Source organism: Streptomyces sp. NPDC026301, from assembly GCF_055567935.1.
The window spans coordinates 215,900-235,432 of sequence record NZ_JBVHPN010000009.1; the positions used below are offsets into that span (position 1 = coordinate 215,900).

Annotated in this window: 12 protein-coding genes and 1 pseudogene; 9 read left to right on the plus strand and 4 right to left on the minus strand. The window is 75.9% G+C overall.

Features of this window, described 5'->3' with window-relative positions:
- Positions 1-13: 13 nt before the first annotated feature.
- From ACZ4MH_RS18155 to ACZ4MH_RS18170, 4 genes are all read right to left on the minus strand, one after another.
- Positions 14-892: an SCO6745 family protein gene (locus ACZ4MH_RS18155; RefSeq protein ID WP_351601041.1), complete on the minus strand. Its 879-nt coding sequence runs from the start codon at positions 890-892 to the stop codon at positions 14-16.
- A 177-nt stretch (positions 893-1,069) separates the two neighbouring features.
- Complete coding sequence (locus ACZ4MH_RS18160) at positions 1,070-2,119, minus strand: PadR family transcriptional regulator (protein ID WP_351601044.1); 1,050 nt, start codon at positions 2,117-2,119, stop codon at positions 1,070-1,072.
- A 4-nt stretch (positions 2,120-2,123) separates the two neighbouring features.
- The gene (locus tag ACZ4MH_RS18165) at positions 2,124-3,038 is read right to left on the minus strand and encodes a DUF4097 family beta strand repeat-containing protein (RefSeq protein WP_351601047.1); all 915 of its coding nucleotides are present in this window, start codon (positions 3,036-3,038) and stop codon (positions 2,124-2,126) included.
- Between the two features lie 83 nt (positions 3,039-3,121).
- Positions 3,122-3,304: a DUF6104 family protein gene (locus ACZ4MH_RS18170; RefSeq protein ID WP_030258837.1), complete on the minus strand. Its 183-nt coding sequence runs from the start codon at positions 3,302-3,304 to the stop codon at positions 3,122-3,124.
- A gap of 171 nt (positions 3,305-3,475) precedes the next feature.
- Between ACZ4MH_RS18170 and ACZ4MH_RS18175 the strand changes: the two are divergent.
- The 9 genes and pseudogenes from ACZ4MH_RS18175 to fxsT (ACZ4MH_RS18215) all read left to right on the plus strand — a co-directional run.
- Positions 3,476-3,877 (plus strand): annotated as a pseudogene (locus ACZ4MH_RS18175) (CU044_2847 family protein); the annotation flags it as partial.
- 29 nt (positions 3,878-3,906) lie between these two features.
- A complete protein-coding gene (locus tag ACZ4MH_RS18180) occupies positions 3,907-5,964 on the plus strand; it encodes a VMAP-C domain-containing protein (protein WP_351601053.1) in 2,058 nt (685 codons plus the stop codon).
- Positions 5,965-6,094: 130 nt separating this feature from the next.
- A complete protein-coding gene (locus ACZ4MH_RS18185; RefSeq protein WP_351601055.1) occupies positions 6,095-7,117 on the plus strand; it encodes an AAA family ATPase in 1,023 nt (340 codons plus the stop codon).
- Between the two features lie 7 nt (positions 7,118-7,124).
- Complete coding sequence (locus ACZ4MH_RS18190) at positions 7,125-10,406, plus strand: SAV_2336 N-terminal domain-related protein (protein ID WP_467754565.1); 3,282 nt, start codon at positions 7,125-7,127, stop codon at positions 10,404-10,406.
- 59 nt (positions 10,407-10,465) lie between these two features.
- Positions 10,466-10,687 (plus strand): FxSxx-COOH cyclophane-containing RiPP peptide, encoded by a 222-nt coding sequence (fxsA, locus tag ACZ4MH_RS18195; RefSeq protein ID WP_351602175.1) that lies wholly within the window; start codon positions 10,466-10,468, stop codon positions 10,685-10,687.
- Between the two features lie 172 nt (positions 10,688-10,859).
- A complete protein-coding gene (locus ACZ4MH_RS18200) occupies positions 10,860-12,050 on the plus strand; it encodes an FxsB family cyclophane-forming radical SAM/SPASM peptide maturase (protein WP_351602178.1) in 1,191 nt (396 codons plus the stop codon).
- The gene (locus ACZ4MH_RS18205) at positions 12,047-13,444 is read left to right on the plus strand and encodes an aKG-HExxH-type peptide beta-hydroxylase (protein WP_467754566.1); all 1,398 of its coding nucleotides are present in this window, start codon (positions 12,047-12,049) and stop codon (positions 13,442-13,444) included. Before ACZ4MH_RS18200 ends, ACZ4MH_RS18205 begins: the two co-directional genes overlap by 4 nt.
- Positions 13,445-13,544: 100 nt before the next feature.
- Positions 13,545-16,541 carry an FxSxx-COOH system tetratricopeptide repeat protein gene (gene fxsT / locus ACZ4MH_RS18210; protein WP_351601740.1) on the plus strand — a complete coding sequence of 999 codons (2,997 nt, stop codon included), beginning with the start codon at positions 13,545-13,547 and terminating at the stop codon, positions 16,539-16,541.
- A 122-nt stretch (positions 16,542-16,663) separates the two neighbouring features.
- Positions 16,664-19,462: an FxSxx-COOH system tetratricopeptide repeat protein gene (gene fxsT / locus ACZ4MH_RS18215; RefSeq protein WP_467754567.1), complete on the plus strand. Its 2,799-nt coding sequence runs from the start codon at positions 16,664-16,666 to the stop codon at positions 19,460-19,462.
- The last annotated feature ends 71 nt before the right edge of the window (positions 19,463-19,533 follow it).

The window sequence follows — 19,533 nt, forward strand, 5'->3', positions numbered from 1 at the left end:
CGAAGGCGCCGGGTCAGTGCGGCACCCGGATGGTGCCGATGCCGAGGGTGGTGGTCTTGGGGAGGTGGCCGGACTCGAAGACGGCGGTCAGTAGCGGGGTGATCAGCTGGGCGAGGCGGTCGGCGCGGGCCCGGCCCAGCGCCCGCCACGGGCCGGCGGCCAGCTGGTCCGTCAGCCGCTCGACCGCCTCCCGGCCCTCGTGGGCGCGGTCGGTGGCGCGGCCGTCGGGCGCGATCCAGCCGCGCGCGGCCAGCCGGTCGTGCGCCTCGTGCCACTCCTGCGGGCTCCAGCCGCGGCTGCGGAAGTGCTCCTCCGGCGCCGCGCCCACCGCGGCGAACGAGACCAGCGACTCGCACGGGTCCAGGCCCGCGGTGAGCAGCGCGGCCAGGTGCCCGTCGCCGCGGTGCTCGCGCAGGACGGTCAGCGCCTGCCACAGCTCCAGGTGCGGCTCGGAAGGCCAGGGCAGGTCCAGATTGGCGGCGGCCAGCGGCCGGGCGGCCGGTATCGCGTTCTCCGCGGCCTGGCGGGCCAGCCGGGCCGCCTCCGCGACCTGTTCCTTGGTCAGCCGGTCGCCGATCAGCCTGCGCAGTACCCGGTCCATCGCGTGCAGCCGGGCCTCCAGCACCTTGGCGGGCGCGGCCGTCGACCAGATCAGCGGCACGTACTGCTCGACCATGCGCGGGCTGAAGCTGTAGTACGTGGCGGACACCAGCTCCGGGCCGGCGGCGCCCAACGGCGCGCTGCGCCAGGCGAAGTAGCTGGGCCAACGGGTCCCGACGTCGTATCCGAGCGCCGCCGCCTCTTCGAACGTCTCGGGGGCGAAGTAGAGGGTGGAGTGCAGTGGTTCGAGGTGGTGCCACAGCCGGCGGGCAACCGCGGGGTACTCCGACATCGCATACCTCATGGCCTTCAAGTCGCGTATGGATAAGAAGAATTCATGTCCAGCGTGAGCAAGGCCAGGGGTCGGCGGAACGCCGCGGCCGGTCCGGTGCGGACGGCGGCCCTGCGAAGGGCCGGGTGCCCCGATTACCTGGGGTGAACCCGGCCCTTCGAAAATAACCGTGGGTGACTACCGTGTGGGGCGTCGCAGCAGCGCGCCGATGTGCGCCGCGGCCGTCGCGAGGTGCTGCCGGGCCGCCGCCACCTGCGCCTCGTCCACGCCGTGGTCGCGGGCGGCGTCCCGGAGGTCGTCGCGGAACCGGTCCAGCAGCCGGTCCAGATCGCGGGCCGGCTCACCGGTGGCCGGTTCGTGCGCCCAGGCCGGCTCGGGGGGCGCGGACGCGGCCGAGTCGGTGGTTCCGGACGCCGCCGAGTCAGTAGTACCGGAGGGCGTCGGTCCGTCGGTCGTACCGGGCGGCGCCGTCAGGCCGTCCGTGAAGCGGCCGATCTCGCGCGAGACCTCGGAGAGCGCCTCGCGCACCGCGCCCGGCCAGTCGCCCGAGCGCACGTGGTCCTGGGCCCGCTCCTGGACCCGGCGGATGGCCTCCTGGATCTCCTCGTGCGCGGAGTCCTTGGCGTTCTTGGCCTGCTTGCGGGCGCGCTGCGCCTCCTGCTTGGCCCGCCGGCTCTCCTCCTTCGCCCGCCGGGCCTGCTCCTTCCACTCCTCCTTGGCGCGCCGGAACTCCTCCTTGGCCTGCCGCCACGCCTCGGGGTCGTCGGGGCCGCGGTCGAACGCCTCGGAGGGGCCGGGGAAGCCCGTGCCGCCCGGCTTGCCGTCGCGGCCGGCCTGCCGGCGGGTGGCCTGCGCGGCCTCGCGCATCTCCCGGCGCAGGGCGCGCGCCGAACCGCTGACGTCCTCGCGGATGTCGGTGGCCAGCGCCGCGACGGACTCGCGGATCTCCAGCTCCAGTTCGGCCAGCTCGCCGCCGCGGGCCGCCAGTTCGGCGCGGCCCGCCTCGGTGATGGAGTACACCTTGCGGCCGCCCTCGGTCGCGTGCGTGACCAGGCCCTCGTCGGAGAGCTTGGCGAGGCGCGGGTAGACGGTGCCGGCGGAGGGTGCGTACAGGCCCTGGAAGCGCTCCTCCAGCAGCCGGATGATCTCGTAACCGTGGCGGGGCGCCTCGTCCAGCAGCTTCAGCAGATACAGACGGAGGCGGCCGTGCGCGAAGACGGGGGGCATGGCTCTACAGCACCTTCTTGTCGGCGGGCGGATCGGCGGGCGGATCGGCGGGGGGACCGGCGGGCGCGCCGTCCTCCGGTCCCTCGGACGGCGGGCGGCGCAGCAGCGCGAGCGAGCCGGAGACGGTGGTGACCTTCAGGCGTCCGGTGCCCGCGCCGAGCCGCCCGGTGATGTTCTTCGCGCCCCACTGGCCGCCGACCCGCAGGTCCTCGAAGGCGTTGGCGACCGAGCCGCTGGTGGTGTTGGCCTCCACCTCGGCGTCGGCCGGGTCCGGCAGCCGGATGGCGACCTCGCCGGAGACCGTCGTCAGACGCACGTCCGTGCCCCGGGCCGCCGGGTCCAGGTCGATGACCATGTCCCCGCTGACGGACTCGGCGCGCACCGAGCCGCCGCCGCCCTCGATGACCGTGAGGTCGCCCGAGACGGAGTGGAAGCGCAGGTCGCCGCCGAGGGCCTGGGCCTCCAGCCGCCCGGAGACGGTCTCGGCGAGCACCGGACCGGTCAGCCGTACGAGGGTGCTGTCGCCCGAGACGCCGCGCAGCTCCGTACGCCCCGTGATGCCGGAGACGACCGCGCTCGCGCCGACCGTGCCCAGCTCCACCCGCGCCGCGGCCGGCACGGTCACCGAGACGACGGCGCTGCGCTGCCAGGACTTGCGCTCCAGGAACTTCAGGAAGCCCTTCCAGGGCAGGTCGTCGTAGCCGACCGTGAGCGTGCCGCCTTCATAGGAGACGATCAGCGGTGGGCCGTCGATCTCGGTGATCTCGACGCGGGTGCGGTCGGTCTCGGTGCTGCCGACGACGTTGACCGTGCCGCCGAAGACCCGTACGTGCAGGGTCTCGACGGGCGCTTCGACGTCGAGCGTGCGTGGTGCGGCCACCTCGGCAGGGCCGTCCGGCCACTCGTTCCGGGCTGACATTCCGGGCCTCCCCTGGGCAGACAGGCAACGCAACATATCGCGTTCTCGTAGAACACGATATATCGCGGTCCGGTGAAGTCAAGCTATTCGTCGTCGTCCTCGTCGTCCAGCCGCGCCAGCCAGGTCGCCAGCCGCTCCACCGGCACCTCGAAGTCCGGGTTGAGGTCGACGAACGTACGCAGCTGCTCGGCGACCCAGCCGAGGGTCACCTCCTCCTCGCCGCGCCGGCTCTCCAGCTCCTCGATACCTCGGTCGGTGAAATACACGTGAGTACTCCGCTAAGGGGGTAGGGGTTGAGAGCCTGGGTCCGGACCCCGGTCGGTTCCGGCGCAGGCTCTAAGGACATTCCAGGTCAGGATAGGCAGCCGGGGTCCGGGACCGCGCATCGGCTCCGGGCACGGACCGGCCTCCTGGCGCAGGTGTCAGCGGGGGGTGGCATGAGCGAGGACGCGACGCGTGTCGCACGGATCGAACTGCCGGACGGCACGCCCGTCTGGGCCCGGATATCCGGCGCCGAGGGGTTGATTCCGCGGCCGCGGAACGAGGCGTATGTGGACATCGGCCGCCGGGGCGGCTCCGGGGGAGAGGACGACTACGCCGACAGCGGGTTCTTCACCGACCGCGTCGTCGGGCGGCTGGAGAGCCTGGACGGGCTGGTGCACGGCGTCGCCCGGTCGCTGGCCGGTGCGCTGCGCGACCTGCGGCCCGACGAGGTCAGCGTGCAGTTCGGCATCGAGCTGAGCGGGAAGTCGGGGACCCTGGTCGGGCTGCTCGCGGACGGCGAGGCCAAGGCCGCCATCAATGTCACCCTCACCTGGCAGGGCGGCCCGCCCGCCGACCTCACGGAGGGCGGGACCGGGGGCGGCGCATGAACGGGGCGCACGATCCGGACGCGTACTTCTCCCGGCGCTTCGCCCCGCTCGTCAAGGCCGCCACCGTGCGCATCCACGCCGCCCGTGACGGGTATCCCCACGGTGGGTCGCCGGAGCCGCCGCTGTGGGGGAGCGGCTTCTTCGTCGCCCCCAACTGGGTGCTCACCTGCGCCCATGTCGCGCTGGAGGGCGAGGGGGGCGAAGTGGCGTTGAGCTTCGAAGGGGGCAGCGCGCGCGGCCGCGTCGAATGGGCCGAGCCCGCCGTGCGCACGGCCGGCCTGCTGCCGGCCCCCGACCTCGCCCTGATCCGCCTCCTCCAGCCCACCGCGCACCCCTGCTGCTGGCTCTCGCCGCGCACGTCGCGGGCGCACGGCGGCGAGCGGGTCGCGTACTTCGGGTACACCGAGATCGCCGGGACGGTCGGCGCGTTCGACGGACGGTGCACCGTGCGCGGCGAGTTCGGCGGCGACGGCCTGCTGCGCCTCGGCAACGAGGACGAGATGCCGGCGGGGCTCTCCGGCGGCCCGCTGGTCGACGTCGAGCGCGGCGAGGTGATCGGCGTACTGAAGGGGCGGCGCGGCGGCGCGCGCGACGGCGGGCTCGGCGTCGCGCTGGCACAGCTGCGCCGCATCGGCGTGCCCGGCGCCCCGATCGGGCGCGAGGAGGACGACCCGTACCACCGCGTGCTGCACGCGCACGACCGGTACCACGCCGACCGGCACGCCGACGTCAGCGAGGCCCGGGACACCTGGACCGAGGCGCAGAGCGGGCTGTCCGCCGCGGCCGCCACGGTCGCGGCCCTGACCCCCAAGCGCCGGGTGGTGCTGCACGGCCTGCTCGCCCAGCTGCCGCCGCCGGCCGGCACGCCCGCGCTGGTGGCCCTGGTCGACGAGCTGCTGCCGCGCCGCGGCGAGGGGCTGTCGCCCGCGCCCCGCGGCTGGCGCGAGGGCCTGGAGGTCTACCTCGACCGGCTGGAGCTGCGCGACGCGCACAGCGAGCTGGAGGCCGTGCTGCGGTACGCGGTGTACGCCGCGACCGCCGAGCATCCGTACCCGGCGGCGGCCGAGGCGGTGGAAGCGGTCTGGGACTGGGTGCGCGACCTGGCCATGACCGAGCTGCCGCCGCTGGCCAGGAACCGCCTGGGCGCCGAGTGGCACGCCCGGGTGCGCGCCCGCGCGGTCGGCCGGGGCCGGCGTTCCGGCGAGCACGCGGCCGCGGGCCCGCTGCCGTCCGTCCTGCTGGAGATCACCGAACGCGCCTGGGAGCAGGGCCGGTTCGACTGGTACCTCACCGCGAGCAGACCCTCCGGCGATCTGCCGCTGGGCGAGGGCCGGAGCGGCACGGCGCTGGCCGACCTGCCTGCCGAGCTGGCCGGGCCGCTGAGCGAGGCGTTCCGCCGGAGCGACGAGCCCGGCCGCCCCGCCGTTCTCGAAGTCGCCCTCAGACAGGCGCTGCTGGACCTGGACGTGGACACCTGGCGGATACCGCCGGGCAGCAGACCGATAGGGGAGCTGCGGCCGGTGGTGGTGCGCTGCGCGGACCGGCCGCCGGGCGCGGCGGACGGCACGGAGTACGGCACGGAGTACGGCGAGGAGGAGGGCACTGAGTCGGGGCCCGGGCCGCAGGAGCGCTGGGCGCGGCTGCACGAGGACGGCATGGAGCACTCCTGCGTCGACTGCGACGAGGGCCGCCCCGAGGAGGTGACGGCGGATCTGCTGCGGGAGTTGGGGCCGCGGTCCTTCCCCGTGCTGTGCCGGGTCCCGGAGGGCGACGGCGCGGCCGGGACGATCCGCCGGATCGTCGGCAGCGGCCACCCGGTGGCACTGTGGCGCAGGGAGCGCATGGACCCGGTGTGCGGGGAGTACCACCGCGGCATACTGCGCACGGTCAAGAGCGGCACGACCGCCCACCGGCTGCCCGCCGCCGTCCGTGAGCTGCGCGCGGGCATCGGCGCCGCGGAGCCGGAAGCGTACTGGTCACGCGGGATCACGCTGCTGTACGACGATCCCGGGCGGCCGTTGCCGGGTGCGGACGACGTGCTGGAGACGCCGTGAGGGGCACCCGGGTCAGGGTGTGCTCCCACCGGTTTCCGTGTGCTTCTACCGGGTCGCGGTCCGTCCCGATACGGTCGGAGCGTGGCCGGTGCGCTACCGCCGATGACCCACCACCGACGAGGAGTTCGCAGTGAGCGAACCGAACGAATGGCTCATCTACCGCGGCACGGGCGAGCCCCACGACGGCATCGCCGCGCTCCCCGACCCGCCACCCTGGCGGGACTTCGACGGCGGCCCGCTGGTCGCGCCGGGCCCGGCCACCGACAGCTCCTCCACCCGGCGGCTGGGCGAGCACGTCGCGGAGATGCACCGGCCCAGCGCCGAGGAGCTGGAGATCGTCAACGCCGCGCTGTACCTGCGCCGTCCGCTGCTGGTCACGGGCAATCCGGGGACGGGCAAGAGCACCCTCGCGCACGCCGTCGCCCATGAGCTCAAGCTCGGCAGGGTACTGCGCTGGCCGATCGTGAGCCGGACGACGCTGAACGACGGGCTGTACCGCTACGACGCGATCGCCCGCCTCCAGGACGTGCAGATCGCCGCGAGCAGCCGGGCGGCCGGCGGGCCCGGCGCGCAGGCCGCGGCCCCCGGCGGCATCGGCAGCTACATCCGCCTCGGGCCGCTGGGCACCGCCCTGCTGCCCACCGCGCAGCCGCGCGTCCTGCTCGTCGACGAGCTGGACAAGAGCGACATCGACCTGCCCAACGACCTGCTGAACGTCCTGGAGGAGGGCGAGTTCGCCATCCCGGAGCTGGAGCGGCTGGCGGAGCGGGAGCCCGAGGTGGAGGTGCTCACCGACGACGGGCAGAAGGTCCGCGTCCGCGACGGGCGGGTGCGCTGCCACGCCTTCCCGTTCGTCATCCTCACCAGCAACGGCGAGCGGGACTTCCCCGCGCCGCTGCTGCGCCGCTGCATCCACCTGGAGCTGGGCCAGCCCGACCACAAGCGGCTGGCCACGGTCGTCCGGGCGCACCTCGGCGAGGAGGCGGCTCGCGCGGGCGATGACCTGATCGCCCGCTTCCTGGAACGTTCCCGCAGCGAACTGCTCGCCGCCGACCAGCTGTTGAACGCCATCTACCTCACCCACCAGGCAGCCCCCACCACCCGCGACCGGCTCGCCGACCTGCTCATCCAGCGCCTCGACCGGCCGAGGTGAGCGCGTGATGCGGGACCGTGCAGGACGCCCCACCGCCCCGCAGAGCTGGGCCGACGTCGTCGCCGCCCTGCGCGGCGCGGGCCTGGACCCGGACGCCGGAGAGCTGGCCGACGCCCTGTGGCTGGCGCAGTGGTGCAGGCCGCGCGGGGCGGTGGCGGAGCAGGAGGACGGCGGCGGCACGGCGGAGGCCGAGGGCCGGGTGCCGGGAGCGCGGACGCCCGCGCTCCCGCGCACCGCCGCGCGCCAGGACGGCCCCGGCGCCGACCGGGAGCCGCCCGGCGGCAGGTCCGCCGGGCCGCCCGGCACCACCCACGTCGCGCTCTATCCGGCCGGCCAGGAGCTGCCCGGCGGCGGTGCGGGCGCGCCCGCAGGGCCGTACGGCACCGGCCTGCCCGTCGGCGTGCCCGCCGCGCCCGCCCTGCCCGACCTGCTCGCCCTCCAGCGCGCCCTGCGCCCCCTCCAGCGGTACCGCAGCGCGGCGCCCGCCGTGCAGCACGTCCTGGACGAGACGGCGACGGCGGAGCGCAGCGCGCGCTCGGGCGGGCTGGTGATGCCGGTGTTCCGGGCGGTGCCGCGGGCCGAGGCGTCGCTGCAACTGGTGATGGACGCGGCCTCCTCGATGTGCGTCTGGGACCGGCTGCTCCACGAACTCCAGCAGGTCTTCGCCCAGTTGGGCGCCTTCCGCGACGTACAGGTGCAGTTCCTGCACCAGGGTCCGGACGGCCGCCCCGCGGTCTCCCGCCGCTTCGAGGCGGCGCACGCGCCGTTACGCTCGGCCGACCAGCTCAGCGACCCCACGGGCCGCCGCGTCACCGTCCTGGTCAGCGACTGCGCGGGCCCCCTGTGGCGCAGCGGCCACGCCCACCGGCTGCTGCACCGGCTCGCCCGGCAGGGCCCGCTCGCCGTCCTCCAGCCGCTGCCGCAGCGCATGTGGTCCCGCACCCGGCTGCCCGTCTCCTACGGGACGCTGCGCCGCGGCGAGGGCCCCTCCTACGCCACGGCCCTGCACTTCACGGGCGACACCGCGCAGGCCGGCGGGGGCGCGCTGCCGGTCCCCGTACTGCCGCCCACCGCGGGCGCCCTCGCGGCCTGGGCCAGGCTGCTCTCCGGTACCGGCGCGGGCAAGGTGCCCGCCGCCGTCGGCTGGCTCCGCGCCGACCAGCCCCCGGCCCCCGCCGCGCGCCCCCGCGACCCGCTGCCCGCCGCCGAGGTCGTCGCCCGCTTCCGCCGCGCCGCCTCGCCCGGTGCGGCGCAGCTCGCCGTCTATCTGGCCGCGGCCCCGCTCTGCCTGCCGGTGATGCAGCTGGTGCAGCGCACGATGCTGCCCGGGACGGGGCCTGCCGAGCTGTCGGAGGTGCTGCTCGGCGGGCTGCTGACGCGCACGGACGGCGAGTCGACGGCCGGCGGCCCCTGGTACGAGTTCGTCAAGGGCGTGCAGGAGGTGCTGCTCGGACCGCTCGGCAGGGACGAGGCGCTGCTGGTGCTCAAGCACTGCTCCGCGTACGTGGAGCAACGGTTCGGCAAGGGCGGACCGAACTTCCCCGCGCTCGCCATCGCGCAGCTCACCGGCGACCGGGGCGCGGACGCCGCGGAGTCGGCGGCGCGGCTGCGCGCCCACCCGGAGGCCGACGGGCCCGGCCTACGGGCCCCGCAGCCGTTCGCCGAGGTCGCGGCGCACGTCCTGGAGCGGTTCGTCCCGCTGCGCAGCGTCTCCACCGACGGGCACGAGGGCCCCGGCGGCCCGGCGTCCTCCGAGGCGGTGCGCCGCTCCCAGGCGCTGGTGCGGCGGTTCGCCGCCGACGGCATGGTGCAGAACCTCCTCGACGCGGTACAGCTGCTGCGGCACGCCACCGAGCGCGAGCGGCACCGCGGCAACGACACCGCGCTGTGGAGCGAGCTGGCGGAGAACCTGCTGCGGCTGTGGGAGCTGCAGGGCGGCCGGGCGCTGCTGCGCGAGGCGCGCGAGGCGGCGCGCACAGCGGCGCAGTCCGGCGAGGCGCGCGCCCGCACAGCGCTCGGACGGGTGCTGCACACCGAGGCGGGGGAGCGGCGCGCGGCCGGCGACGGGCGCGGCGCGCTGGACCTGCTGCGCCGCGCCGACCGGGAGTTCACGGCCGTGTGCGCGACCGCCGGGCTGGAGCCGTGGCACGCCCTGGAGATCACCCTGGAGCGGGTCCGGGTCCTGGAGGAGCAGTGGCGGCTGGGCGGCGACAGCGGGCTGCTCCAGGAGACCGTCGGGATGCTGGAGGCGTTCGCGGACGCCTGGCCGTACGACGAGGCGCAGCCGCACGGCCTGCCGCTGGCGCACGGCCGGGCGCTGCTGCGGCTCTCCGGCACGGCCGCCGACCGGGAACAGGCCGCGGCGTACGCCGAGCAGGCCGCGGCCTCGCTCGCGCACGCGGCCGACGCGATGGCCGCCGAGGGCGCGCCACAGGACGCCCGGCTGTGGGCCCGGCTGGACCTGACCGACGCGCTGCTGATGCTCACCGGCACCGCGCTGGACCGGGCCGCGCGGCTGGTCGAGGAGATGGAGGAGGCCGCGCAGGGGCCGGACGAGCGGGCCGCCGTGGTGGTGCGCGCCGCCCGGCTCGCGGTGCGGCGCTTCGAAGCGGACGGCGACGTACGGCATCTGGCGGAGGCCGACCGGCGGTACGAAGCGGCCTGCCGCGCGGTGCCGCGCGACCGCGACGGCTACGGCGACCTGATCGAGGAGTGGGGCGACGCGCTGATGCGCCGGGCGCGCGAGCCCGGCGGCCGGGCCGTCATCCACCGCACGGTCCGCGTGCTGCGGGACTGCCGGATGGAGACCGCGGCCGGCGACCCGCGACTGGCGCGCCGGCTGCTCACCCTCGGCCGCGCCCTGATGCTGCGCAGGAGCGACGACGACCGGGTGGACCTGCGGGAGGCCGAGCACCTCTTCGGGCTCGCCGCGCAGTCCGCCCCCGACCCGCTGGTGCGCGCCGAGTGCTGGCTGGAGCTGGGCGGCACGCACCGGCTGGCGCACCGCCGCTCCGGCCTGGACGCGCAGCTCGAACAGGCGGCGGACGCCTACCGCCGGGCGGCCGACGCGGCACGCGCGGCCCAGGAGGGCGCGGCGGACCCGGACCCCGCCGTACGGCTGTGCGCCCGCGCGTACCACCTGCGCGGCGAGGCGTACGAGGACGCGCGGCGGCCGCGGGCCGCACGCGACGCCTACCGGCTGGCCCTGGAGGAATGGCGGCGGCTGCCCGACGAGGGCGGCCCGGCGGGCCAGGAGACCTCGCGCCGGCTCATGGACATCGGCGGGTGACAGGCGGCAGCCTGTAAGTGACGTACCAGCGGGGGCAGTTGGCGGAAAGGGGCAAGGCGATGAGCGCGAGCCGCAAGGACACGGGGGACGAGCGGACGGAGACGGCCGGGGCCGCGGTGCCGCCGGCCGGTGAGCTGCCCGAACTGCCGGACCTGCTCGCCCTGGATCTCGCGGAGCTGCGGACGGTGGACCACCCGGTGCTGTCGGAAGTACTGGAACGGATACGGACGCGCGTGGACGAACCCACGGAAATGCTGTGGGGATTCAACAGCGCCTTCTGAAGCGCCTCTTGAAGTGAACCGACGTGACCCGAACACTTTCGGTCGTTGGGGCCAACGGAACCGGACACGGCCGATCGCCACCGGTTTCGGCACGCCGCTCCGCAGGGATACTTCGCGCTGGACCGGCGACGGGGGCCGTCCCTGCGCGGGCCACGGCTTGGGGGGTGCGGACGTGGCGCAGCAGACCGTACGGGACACGGGCCCGTCGGCGGCGGACCGGCCGGACGTCCTCCCCTTCCGGCAGTTCATTCTCAAGGTGCACGGCCACTGCAACCTCGCCTGCCGCTACTGCTACCTCTACGAGGCCGCCGACGACGGCTGGCGGGACCGCCCTGCCACGATGAGCGACGCGGTCCTGGACCGCACGACCGCCCGCATCGCCGAGCACGCCGCGGCCCACGGCCTGCGGCACGCCGCGCTCGTCCTGCACGGCGGCGAACCGCTGCTGGCCGGCGCGGACCGGCTCGGCCGCGCCGTCGACATGCTGCGCGCCCGGCTCCCCGGCGACTGCGCCCTGCACCCCACCGTCCAGACCAACGGCACCCTGCTCACCCGCGCCCGGCTGCGCACCCTCGCGGACCACGGCATCCGGGTCGGCGTCAGCCTCGACGGCGGGCTGCCCGCGCACAACGCCGCGCGCGTGGACCACGCGGGGCGCCCGGCCTGGAGCCGCGCCGTCCGCGGCCTGCGGCTGCTCGCCGAGGAGCAGCCGGACGCCTACGCGGGCATCCTCGCCGTCGTCGACCCGCGCACGGACCCCCTGGAGACCTACGCCTCGCTGCGCGCGCTCCGCCCGCCCCGCCTGGACCTGCTGCTCCCGCACGGCAACTGGACCACTCCACCCCCGGGCCTGACACCGGGTGCCGACCGCACCGCTCCCTACGGCGACTGGCTCGCCGCCGTCTTCGACGCCTGGTGGGACGGCGGCCCCGGGCAGCCGCGGGTCCGGCTCTTCGAGGACTGCCTGGCCCTGCTGCTGGGCGCGCCGGCCGGCGGCGAGTCGCTGGGCCTGACCCCGTTCACCGCCGTCGTGGTGGAGACCGACGGCAGCATCGAGCAGGTCGACTCCCTGAAGTCTGCGTACGAGGGCGCTGCCGCCACCGGGCTGGACGTCTTCGGCCACTCCTTCGACGACGCCCTCGCGCACCCCGGCATCGCCGCCCGGCACGCGGGCGCCGCGGCCCTCGCCCCCGTGTGCCGCGCCTGCCCGCTGGTGCGGATCTGCGGCGGCGGCCAGTACGCGCACCGCTACCGGCACGGGAGCGGCTTCGCCAACCCCTCGGTGTACTGCGCCGACCTCCAGCGGCTGATCCGGCACGCCGCCGGGCGGCTGGCCCGTGCCACGCGGGGGCCCGCCCGATGAGCAGCCGGATACCCGCGGGCCTGCTGCGCGAGCTGGGCCGGTCCGAAGGCGGTGCGGAGGCGCTGCGGCTGCTGGTCGACGACCAGCGCGTACGGCGGCTGCTGGCGCTGCGCGCGCTGCTGGACGCCGTGGACTCCGCCCGCGCGCCGAGCGTGCCGCGGCCCGCGGCGGCCCGGGTGGCGGAGCACTGGGCGCTGCTGGAGGCCGCCGACCGCGCCGACCGGGACGCCACCCGCCGGGTGCTGTACTACCCGCTGCTCGGGCCCTGGGTGCGGCGCGCCCTGCACGGTCTCGCGGCCGCCGTCCCGCCGCCCGGCCTGCTCCCCGACCTCGAACACCTCGGGGCCGTCGCCGCGGCGGCCGCCGCCCGCGCCCGCCTGCCGTTCACCCTGAAACTGCGTGCCCCGGGCGGCGTACTGGCCCTGCCCACCCTCGGCGCGTACACCCTGCACGGGCGCGACGCCGGACGCGAGGGGCCGCCCGCCGAGGCCGAACTCCTTTTCGCAGGCGGCAGGTTGACGATCGGGCCGCCCGTGGGCCCGCCCGCCGTGCTGCTGCCGCGGGCCGACGGTGCCTGGGAGTCGGCCGACCCCGCATGGCGCCCGCTGCGCCCGCTCACCGGCGGCCCCCACCCCGTACTGCTGGACGACCTCGACCCCTTCCGCACGGCCGACAGCGGGCTGGAGCGGCACGGCCTCAGGCCCGCCGAGCCGCTCGGCGCCGCCGAACGGACCCGCTGGCAGGCGGCCTGGGCCGGGGCCTGGCCGCTGCTGGAGCGCGGCGGCCCGACCCGCGCCCTGGAGGCGGACGTCCTGCTGGACTGCGTCGTGCCGCTCGCGCCGCCCCCCAACGCCAGCCCGCACGCCTCGGGCCCCGCGCACTGCAGCGGCACCCGCCGCGAGGCGTTCGGCGCGGTCCTCAGCTCCACCCCGCAGACCCCCGCCTTCCTCGCCGCGACGCTCGTTCACGAGCTCCAGCACGCCAAGCTCGCCGCCCTCGCCGAGCTGACGCCGCTGCACCACGACGCCGGCACGGCCCGGCACTGGGCGCCCTGGCGGCCCGACCCGCGCCCCTTCGACGGGCTGCTCCAGGGCACGTACTCGCACCTCGCGCTCGCCGACTACTGGCAGCGCTTCGCGCTGACCGCCGGGACCGCGCTGGAGCGGCACACCGCGTGGGCCGAGCACTCCCGCTGCCGCGAACAGGTCGGCGCCGCGCTGCCCACGCTGCTCGGCTCGCGCGCCCTCACCCCGGCCGGCCGCGTCCTGGCCGGCGCGATGGCCGAGCGGCTCACTCGTTTGCGGGAACGCCCCCCGCCCGAGGGGTACTTGGCACGCGCGAGCGCCTACGTGGAGACGTCGCGGACGATGTGGCGACGACAGCACGCGCGATGACCGCCGACGACCGGTTCGCCGGTGTATGTTCCCCAGAAGGGCAGCTCTGACGGTCCTTGCCCGGCCGTCCGTTCGTACGCAAGACGAGGGAGTCGTTCGAATGCCCGCAGCGCGCAGGAGCACCGCACCCACCGGCCGGCCACCGGTCACGGTCAGTTTCGCCGGCTTCAACCGCGCGTGGGCCGCCTGGATCGGGGACCGGCTGGAACGGCACGGGATGCGGGTGGCCTTCCAGCGCTGGGACCCGCGGGCCGGCACCCCGCTGGAGGACGCGCTGAGCGACCTCGCGCTCGCCGAGGGCACCGTCCTGATCGTGCTCAGCGACTGGTACATCCAGCTCGGCCCGCGCAGCCACGAGGAGTGGAATGCCGCGCTGCGCACCGTCGTCGCCGACCGCCAGGACAAGTTCGCCGCGGTCTCCGTCACCACGAACGCGCTGCCCACCGCCACCGCCGTCTTCGGCGCCGCCGAACTGGCCGACGTCGGCGCCCGCGAGGCCGAGCGGCGGCTGCTGGCCCGGCTCGGCATCGAGCCCGACCCGCACGCCGAGCCGGAGGAGGACGGCGGCGGCCCCCGCTACCCCCAGGAGCAGCCGCGCGTCTGGGGCGGCGTGCCGCGCCGCAACACCCGCTTCACCGGCCGCGAGAACCTCCTCGCGGACGTCTACCACCGCCTCCAGCAGGCCGAGCGCGGCGCCGCCGTGTGCACGCTGTACGGCATGTCGGGCGTCGGCAAGACCCAGCTCGCCACCGAGTACGTCTACCGCTTCGGCTCCGAGTACGACGTGGTGTGGTGGGTCGCGGCGGGCGAGCGCACCCCGATGCGCCAGCGGCTGGCCGAGCTGGCCCCCGCGCTCGGCCTGAGCACCGGCCAGGAGTACGGCGAGCGGCTGCGCGCCGTCCGCGACGCGCTCCGGCGCGGCGAGCCGTCCTCCCGCTGGCTGCTCGTCCTGGACGGCGCCGACCAGCCCGAACACGTCGCCGACATGCTGCCCTCCGGCCCCGGCCACGTGCTCCTCACCTCGCAGAACCGCGAGTGGAGCGAGCACAACACCATGATGTTCGAGGTCCCGGTCTACACCCGCGAGGAGTCCATCGCCTTCGTCCGGCGCCGCGCCCCGCGCCTGGACCGCGCCGAGGCGGACCAGCTGGCCGAGGCGCTGGAGGACCTGCCGCTGCTGCTCGACCAGACGGCGGGCTGGCTCAGCGACTCCACGATGACCGTCGACGAGTACGTCGACCTGCTGGAGAGCGGCGCCGACGCCGAGGTCGTCCGGGTCGCCCACGACTTCCCGATGACCTACCAGACGTCCTGGTCGATACTGCAGAACCGGCTGGCCGAGGCGGTGCCCGCCTCCGTCGACCTGCTGCGGCTGTGCTCCTTCTTCGCGCCCGCCGCCATCCCCGTACGGCTGCTCCGCGACATCCCGCCCGGCGACCTGCCGGAGGAGCTGACGGGGCTGATGAACGACCCGCTGCTGTGGAACCAGGCCATCAGCAAGCTCCTGCAGTACTCCGTCGTGCGCATCGAGTCCCACGACGTCACCGCCGACGACGCGTCCCCCGGCGGCGAGATCCTCTACATGCACCGCATGGTCCACCAGACCGTGCGCGCGCTGATGCCGGACCGGCAGCAGGCGGAGTACAGCCGCGTCGCGCAGCGCGCGCTGGCCGCCGCCGACCCGCTGCGCCCCACCGACACCCGCCTGTGGCCCCGGTTCGCCGAGCTCGCCCAGCACCTCAAGGCCGCCAACGTCCTGGTGAGCCGGGACCCGGACGTGCAGAACCTGGTCCTGAACGTGCTGCGGTACATGTACCTCTCCGGTGAGTACCGCTCAGGCCTCAAGCTCGCCGAACGCGCCCTGGCCGCCTGGCGGGAGCTGCTCGGCGACACCCACCCGCGGATCTGGGACCTCAGCTACCACTACGCCAACCTGCTGCGGGCCACCGGCGACTACGCCGCCACCGAGGCGCTGGACCGCGTCGTCCTGGACCATCTGCGCGACACCCAGGGCCCGCGCGACCTGGACACGCTGCGCGCCGCCAACGGGCTCGCCGCCGACCTGCGCGGCCTCGCCCGCTTCGAGGAGGCCCTGGAGCTGTCCACCACCGTCCTGCAGGGCTACACCGACCTGGTCGGCGAGCAGGACTCGCGCACCCTGAACGCGCAGAACAACCTGGCCGTCTCGCTCCGCCTCCTCGGCCGCTACACCGAATCCCTGGCACTGCACCGCCGCACCCTGGAAGCCCGCCGCGAGCTGCTGCGCCCCCGCCACAACTGGTCGCTCTTCTCCGAGATCCACGTCGCCACCGACCTGCGCCTCCTCGGCCGCTACGCCGAGGCCACCTCGGTACAGGAGCACAGCGTGCGGGTGCACCGCCTCGTCATGGGCAACGACAACCCCCAGACGCTGCGCGCCGAGCACAACCTCGGGCTGTGCTACTACCGCACCGGCGACCGCGCCAAGGCCGGCCGCCTCCTCGGCCGGGCACTGGAACGCTCCGAGCGGGTGCTCGGCGAGACCGACCCGCTCACCCTCATGGTCGCCGTCAGCTACTCCTGCTTCGCCCGCGAGCACGGCAGCCTGGACCAGTCCCGGGAGATCGGCGAGCAGGTCGCCGAGCGGTACCTCTTCCAGCTGGGCGCGGCCCACCCGTACACGATCGGCGCCCAGGCCAACCACGCGCTCGTGCTGCGCGCCGCGGGCGAGCGGCAGCAGGCGCTGCTGCTGTCCGAGGAGTCGCTGGAGGGGATGCGCCGGGCGGTCGGCCCCGACCACCCCTGGACGCTGGGCTGCGCGCTGAACGCCGCGGCGGCCCGCAACTTCGCCGGCGACCCGGAGAGCGCCGCCGAACTGGGCCGGGACACCGTCGCCCGCGCCGCCGCCACCCTGGGCCTGCGCCACCCGCTGACCCTCTCCGGCCAGATCGCGCTCGCCGCGGACCTGCGTGGCCTGCGCAAACGCCAGGAGGCCGACAAGCTGGAGGAGGAGGCCCTGACCGGCCTGAGCACCGTACTGGGCCCCCAGCACGCCCACACCGTCTCCGCCCGCGCCCGTACCCGGCCCTACTGGGACTTCGAGCCGCAGATGACCTGATGCGGCGTCAGCTGCGGTCGGGCTCCCCGTACTAGGCCGGAATCCGCTCGCGGTCGCCGGGCGCGGTGGGATACGGAAGAACAGGGCCGTATCGACGGTCCCCCGGAGGAGAGCAGGACCGTATGGCGCAGCCGGCGGAGTCGACGTTCCCGCAGCGGCCGACGGACGCCGCGTCCGCGCGGGTGCCGCGGCCCGCCCGGCCGGTACGGCCCGGTCCGCCGCCCGGCCCGCGGGTCACCGTCAGCGTCGCCGGGGACGGCCGGGCCTGGGGCGACTGGATCGCCGACCGGCTCGAACGCCACGGGCTGCGCGCCCCGCTGCACCACTGGGACCCGCCCGCCGCGATGGAGCTGCGGGCCGCGCTCGCCGGGCTCACGCTCTCCGGCGGCCGGGTGCTGCTCGTCTTCAGCGCCGGCTACTTCCAGCCCGGCGTCCGCACGGGTCGGGAGTGGGACGCGGCCCTCGCCGCCGTCACCGCCGCCCACCCCGGCCGCTTCAGCGCCGTCTCCGTCACCGACCCCGGCAACCTCCCGCGGGGTGCCGCCGCGCTCGGCCCCGCCCAGCTGACCGAGGCCGGCGCGCACCACGCCGAGCGCCTCCTGCTGCGCCGCCTCGGCCTCCCGGACATCCCGGCGCCCGGCACCGGCGGCCCGCGCTTCCCGCTGGACGCGCCCGACGTCTGGGGCGGGGTGCCGCGCCGCAACCCGCGCTTCACCGGCCGCGCGTCCCTCCTCGCCCGTGTCCACCGCCGCCTGGCGGGCTCCGTACGGGGCGCGGCGGTCTGCACGCTGCTGGGCATGGCGGGCGTGGGCAAGACCCAGCTGGCCGCCGAGTACGTGCACCGCTTCGCCGCCGAGTACGACGTGGTGTGGTGGATCGCCGCCGGGGAAGGGGAGGAGGCGCGGCATCAACTGGCAGCTTTGGCGCCGGAGTTGGGGATCAGGTGCGGTGCCGGGTCCGGCGAGCGGCTGCGCGCGGTCATGGACGCACTGCGGCGCGGCGAGCCGTACCACCGCTGGCTGCTCGTCCTGGACGGCGCGGACGACCCCGAAGCGGTGGCCGGCCTGCTGCCCAGCGGGTCGGGCCACGTCCTGATCACCTCGCGGAACCGCTCCTGGGACACCTACAACACCCTGCTCCTGCCGGTCCCCGTCCTCGACCGCCCGGAGAGCGTCGCCTTCGTACGCCGCCGGGCCCCGCGCCTGGCCGCGGCCGACGCGGACCGGCTGGCCGCGGCCCTGGAGGACCTGCCGCTGCTGCTGGACCAGACGGCGGGCTGGCTGAACGACTCCGACATGAGCGTCGGGAGCTATCTGCGGCTGCTGGAGGGCGGCATCGGCGACGCCCGCACGGTCGTCGCCGAGGACTTCCCGATGACCTTCGCCGCGGCCTGGACGGCGCTGCTGGACCGCATCGCCGAGACCGCGCCGGACGCCGGGGAGCTGCTGCGGCTGTGCGCCTCCTTCGCGCCCGGCACCGTGCCGGTCACCCTCCTCGGCCGGATCCGCGGCGACTTCGCCCCGCTGACCGGCGACCCGCGACGGCTCCAGGACGCCCTGCGGCTGCTCGCCCGCTACTCCGTCGTGGACGCCACGGAGACCGCGGACGGCGCCGGGATCACCGGCGTCCACCTGCACCGCATGGTCCGCCTCCTGGTCCGCGAGGGCGTCCCGGCGCCGGAGCGGGAGCGGTACGCGCGCGCCGTGCGCGGCGCGCTCGCCGCCGCCGACCCCGGCCACCCCGACGAACCCGCCGACTGGCCCGCGTACGCCGCGCTGCTGCCGCACCTGCTGCCCTCCGGCGCGCTGGAGGCCGACCCCGCACAGACCGCGCGTCCGGTACTGAACTGCCTGCGCTACGCCTACCTCGCGGGCGTCCAGGACACCGGCCTGGCCCTCGTCCGGCGCGCGGACCGCACCTGGCGGCGGCTCCTGCCCGAGGACCACCCGCGCCGCCTGGACCTGCTGCACGAGCACACCAACCTGCTGCGCGCCGCCGGACAGTACGCGGCCTGCGAGGAACTGGACCGAGCCGCGCTGGAGCGGCTGCTCGGCCGGGGCTCCACCCCGGACGCCGACATCCTGCGCGCCGCCACCGGCCTCGCCGCCGACCTGCGTGGCCTCGCCCGCCTCCAGGAAGCCCTGGAACTCTCCCGGTACGTGCTCGACGGCAGCCGGCAGACCTTCGGCGCGGGCGACGCCCGTACCCTCGCCGCGCAGAACAACACCGCGGTCTCCCTGCGGCTGCTCGGCGCCTACGACGAGGCCCTGGAGCTGGACCTGCGTACCCTGCGGGCGCGCCGCCGGGTCCTGCCGCCCGGCCACCCCTGGACGCTCTACTCCGAGCTGCACTACGCCACCGACCTGCGGCTCACCGGCCGCGTCGAGGCGGCGCTGGAGCTCCAGGAGCGGACCGTGCGCAGCCACCACCGCGTCCTGGGCGCCGACCACCCCCAGTCGTTGCGCGCCGGACACGGCCTCGCGCTCTGCCGCCGGGCCGCCGGGCAGGGGGAGCGGGCCCGGCAGGGCATGGAGCGGCTGCTGGAGCGGGCGGTGCGGCTGCTCGGCCGCCGGAACCCGCTCACCCTGATGACCGCCGCCGGCTTCGGCTGCCTGGAGCGCGAGTCCGGCGACCCGGAGCGGGCCCTGGCCACGGCCGAGCTCACGTACACGGCCTACCGCGAGCTGCTCGGACCCGCCCACCCGTACACCGTCGGCAGCGACGCCAATCACGCGCTGGCGCTGCTCGCGGCCGGCGACCGCGCGGCGGCCCTGGGCTCCCTCGGCCGCGCGCTGCCCGCCATGGAGGCGGCGGTCGGCCCGAGCCACCCGTGGACGCTGGACCTGGCCCACAACACCCGCTCCACCGAGGCCGACCTGCCGCCGTACCAGCTCCGCGACTTCGAGCCGCTGACGATCTGAGGACAGCAGAAGGGCGGGGCCCCACCGGAGTGATCCGGTGGAGCCCCGCCCTTTCAGGTGTCGCGGCGCCG

What these genes read in the sequence shown, in the direction of transcription:
- ACZ4MH_RS18155 (WP_351601041.1), bottom strand. Translation starts at nt 892, where the DNA reads ATGTCGGAGTACCCCGCGGTTGCCCGCCGGCTGTGGCACCACCTCGAA.
- ACZ4MH_RS18160 (WP_351601044.1), bottom strand. Translation starts at nt 2,119, where the DNA reads ATGCCCCCCGTCTTCGCGCACGGCCGCCTCCGTCTGTATCTGCTGAAG.
- ACZ4MH_RS18165 (WP_351601047.1), bottom strand. Translation starts at nt 3,038, where the DNA reads ATGTCAGCCCGGAACGAGTGGCCGGACGGCCCTGCCGAGGTGGCCGCA.
- ACZ4MH_RS18180 (WP_351601053.1), top strand. Translation starts at nt 3,907, where the DNA reads ATGAACGGGGCGCACGATCCGGACGCGTACTTCTCCCGGCGCTTCGCC.
- ACZ4MH_RS18190 (WP_467754565.1), top strand. Translation starts at nt 7,125, where the DNA reads ATGCGGGACCGTGCAGGACGCCCCACCGCCCCGCAGAGCTGGGCCGAC.
- fxsA (WP_351602175.1), top strand. Translation starts at nt 10,466, where the DNA reads ATGAGCGCGAGCCGCAAGGACACGGGGGACGAGCGGACGGAGACGGCC.
- ACZ4MH_RS18205 (WP_467754566.1), top strand. Translation starts at nt 12,047, where the DNA reads ATGAGCAGCCGGATACCCGCGGGCCTGCTGCGCGAGCTGGGCCGGTCC.
- fxsT (WP_351601740.1), top strand. Translation starts at nt 13,545, where the DNA reads ATGCCCGCAGCGCGCAGGAGCACCGCACCCACCGGCCGGCCACCGGTC.
- fxsT (WP_467754567.1), top strand. Translation starts at nt 16,664, where the DNA reads ATGGCGCAGCCGGCGGAGTCGACGTTCCCGCAGCGGCCGACGGACGCC.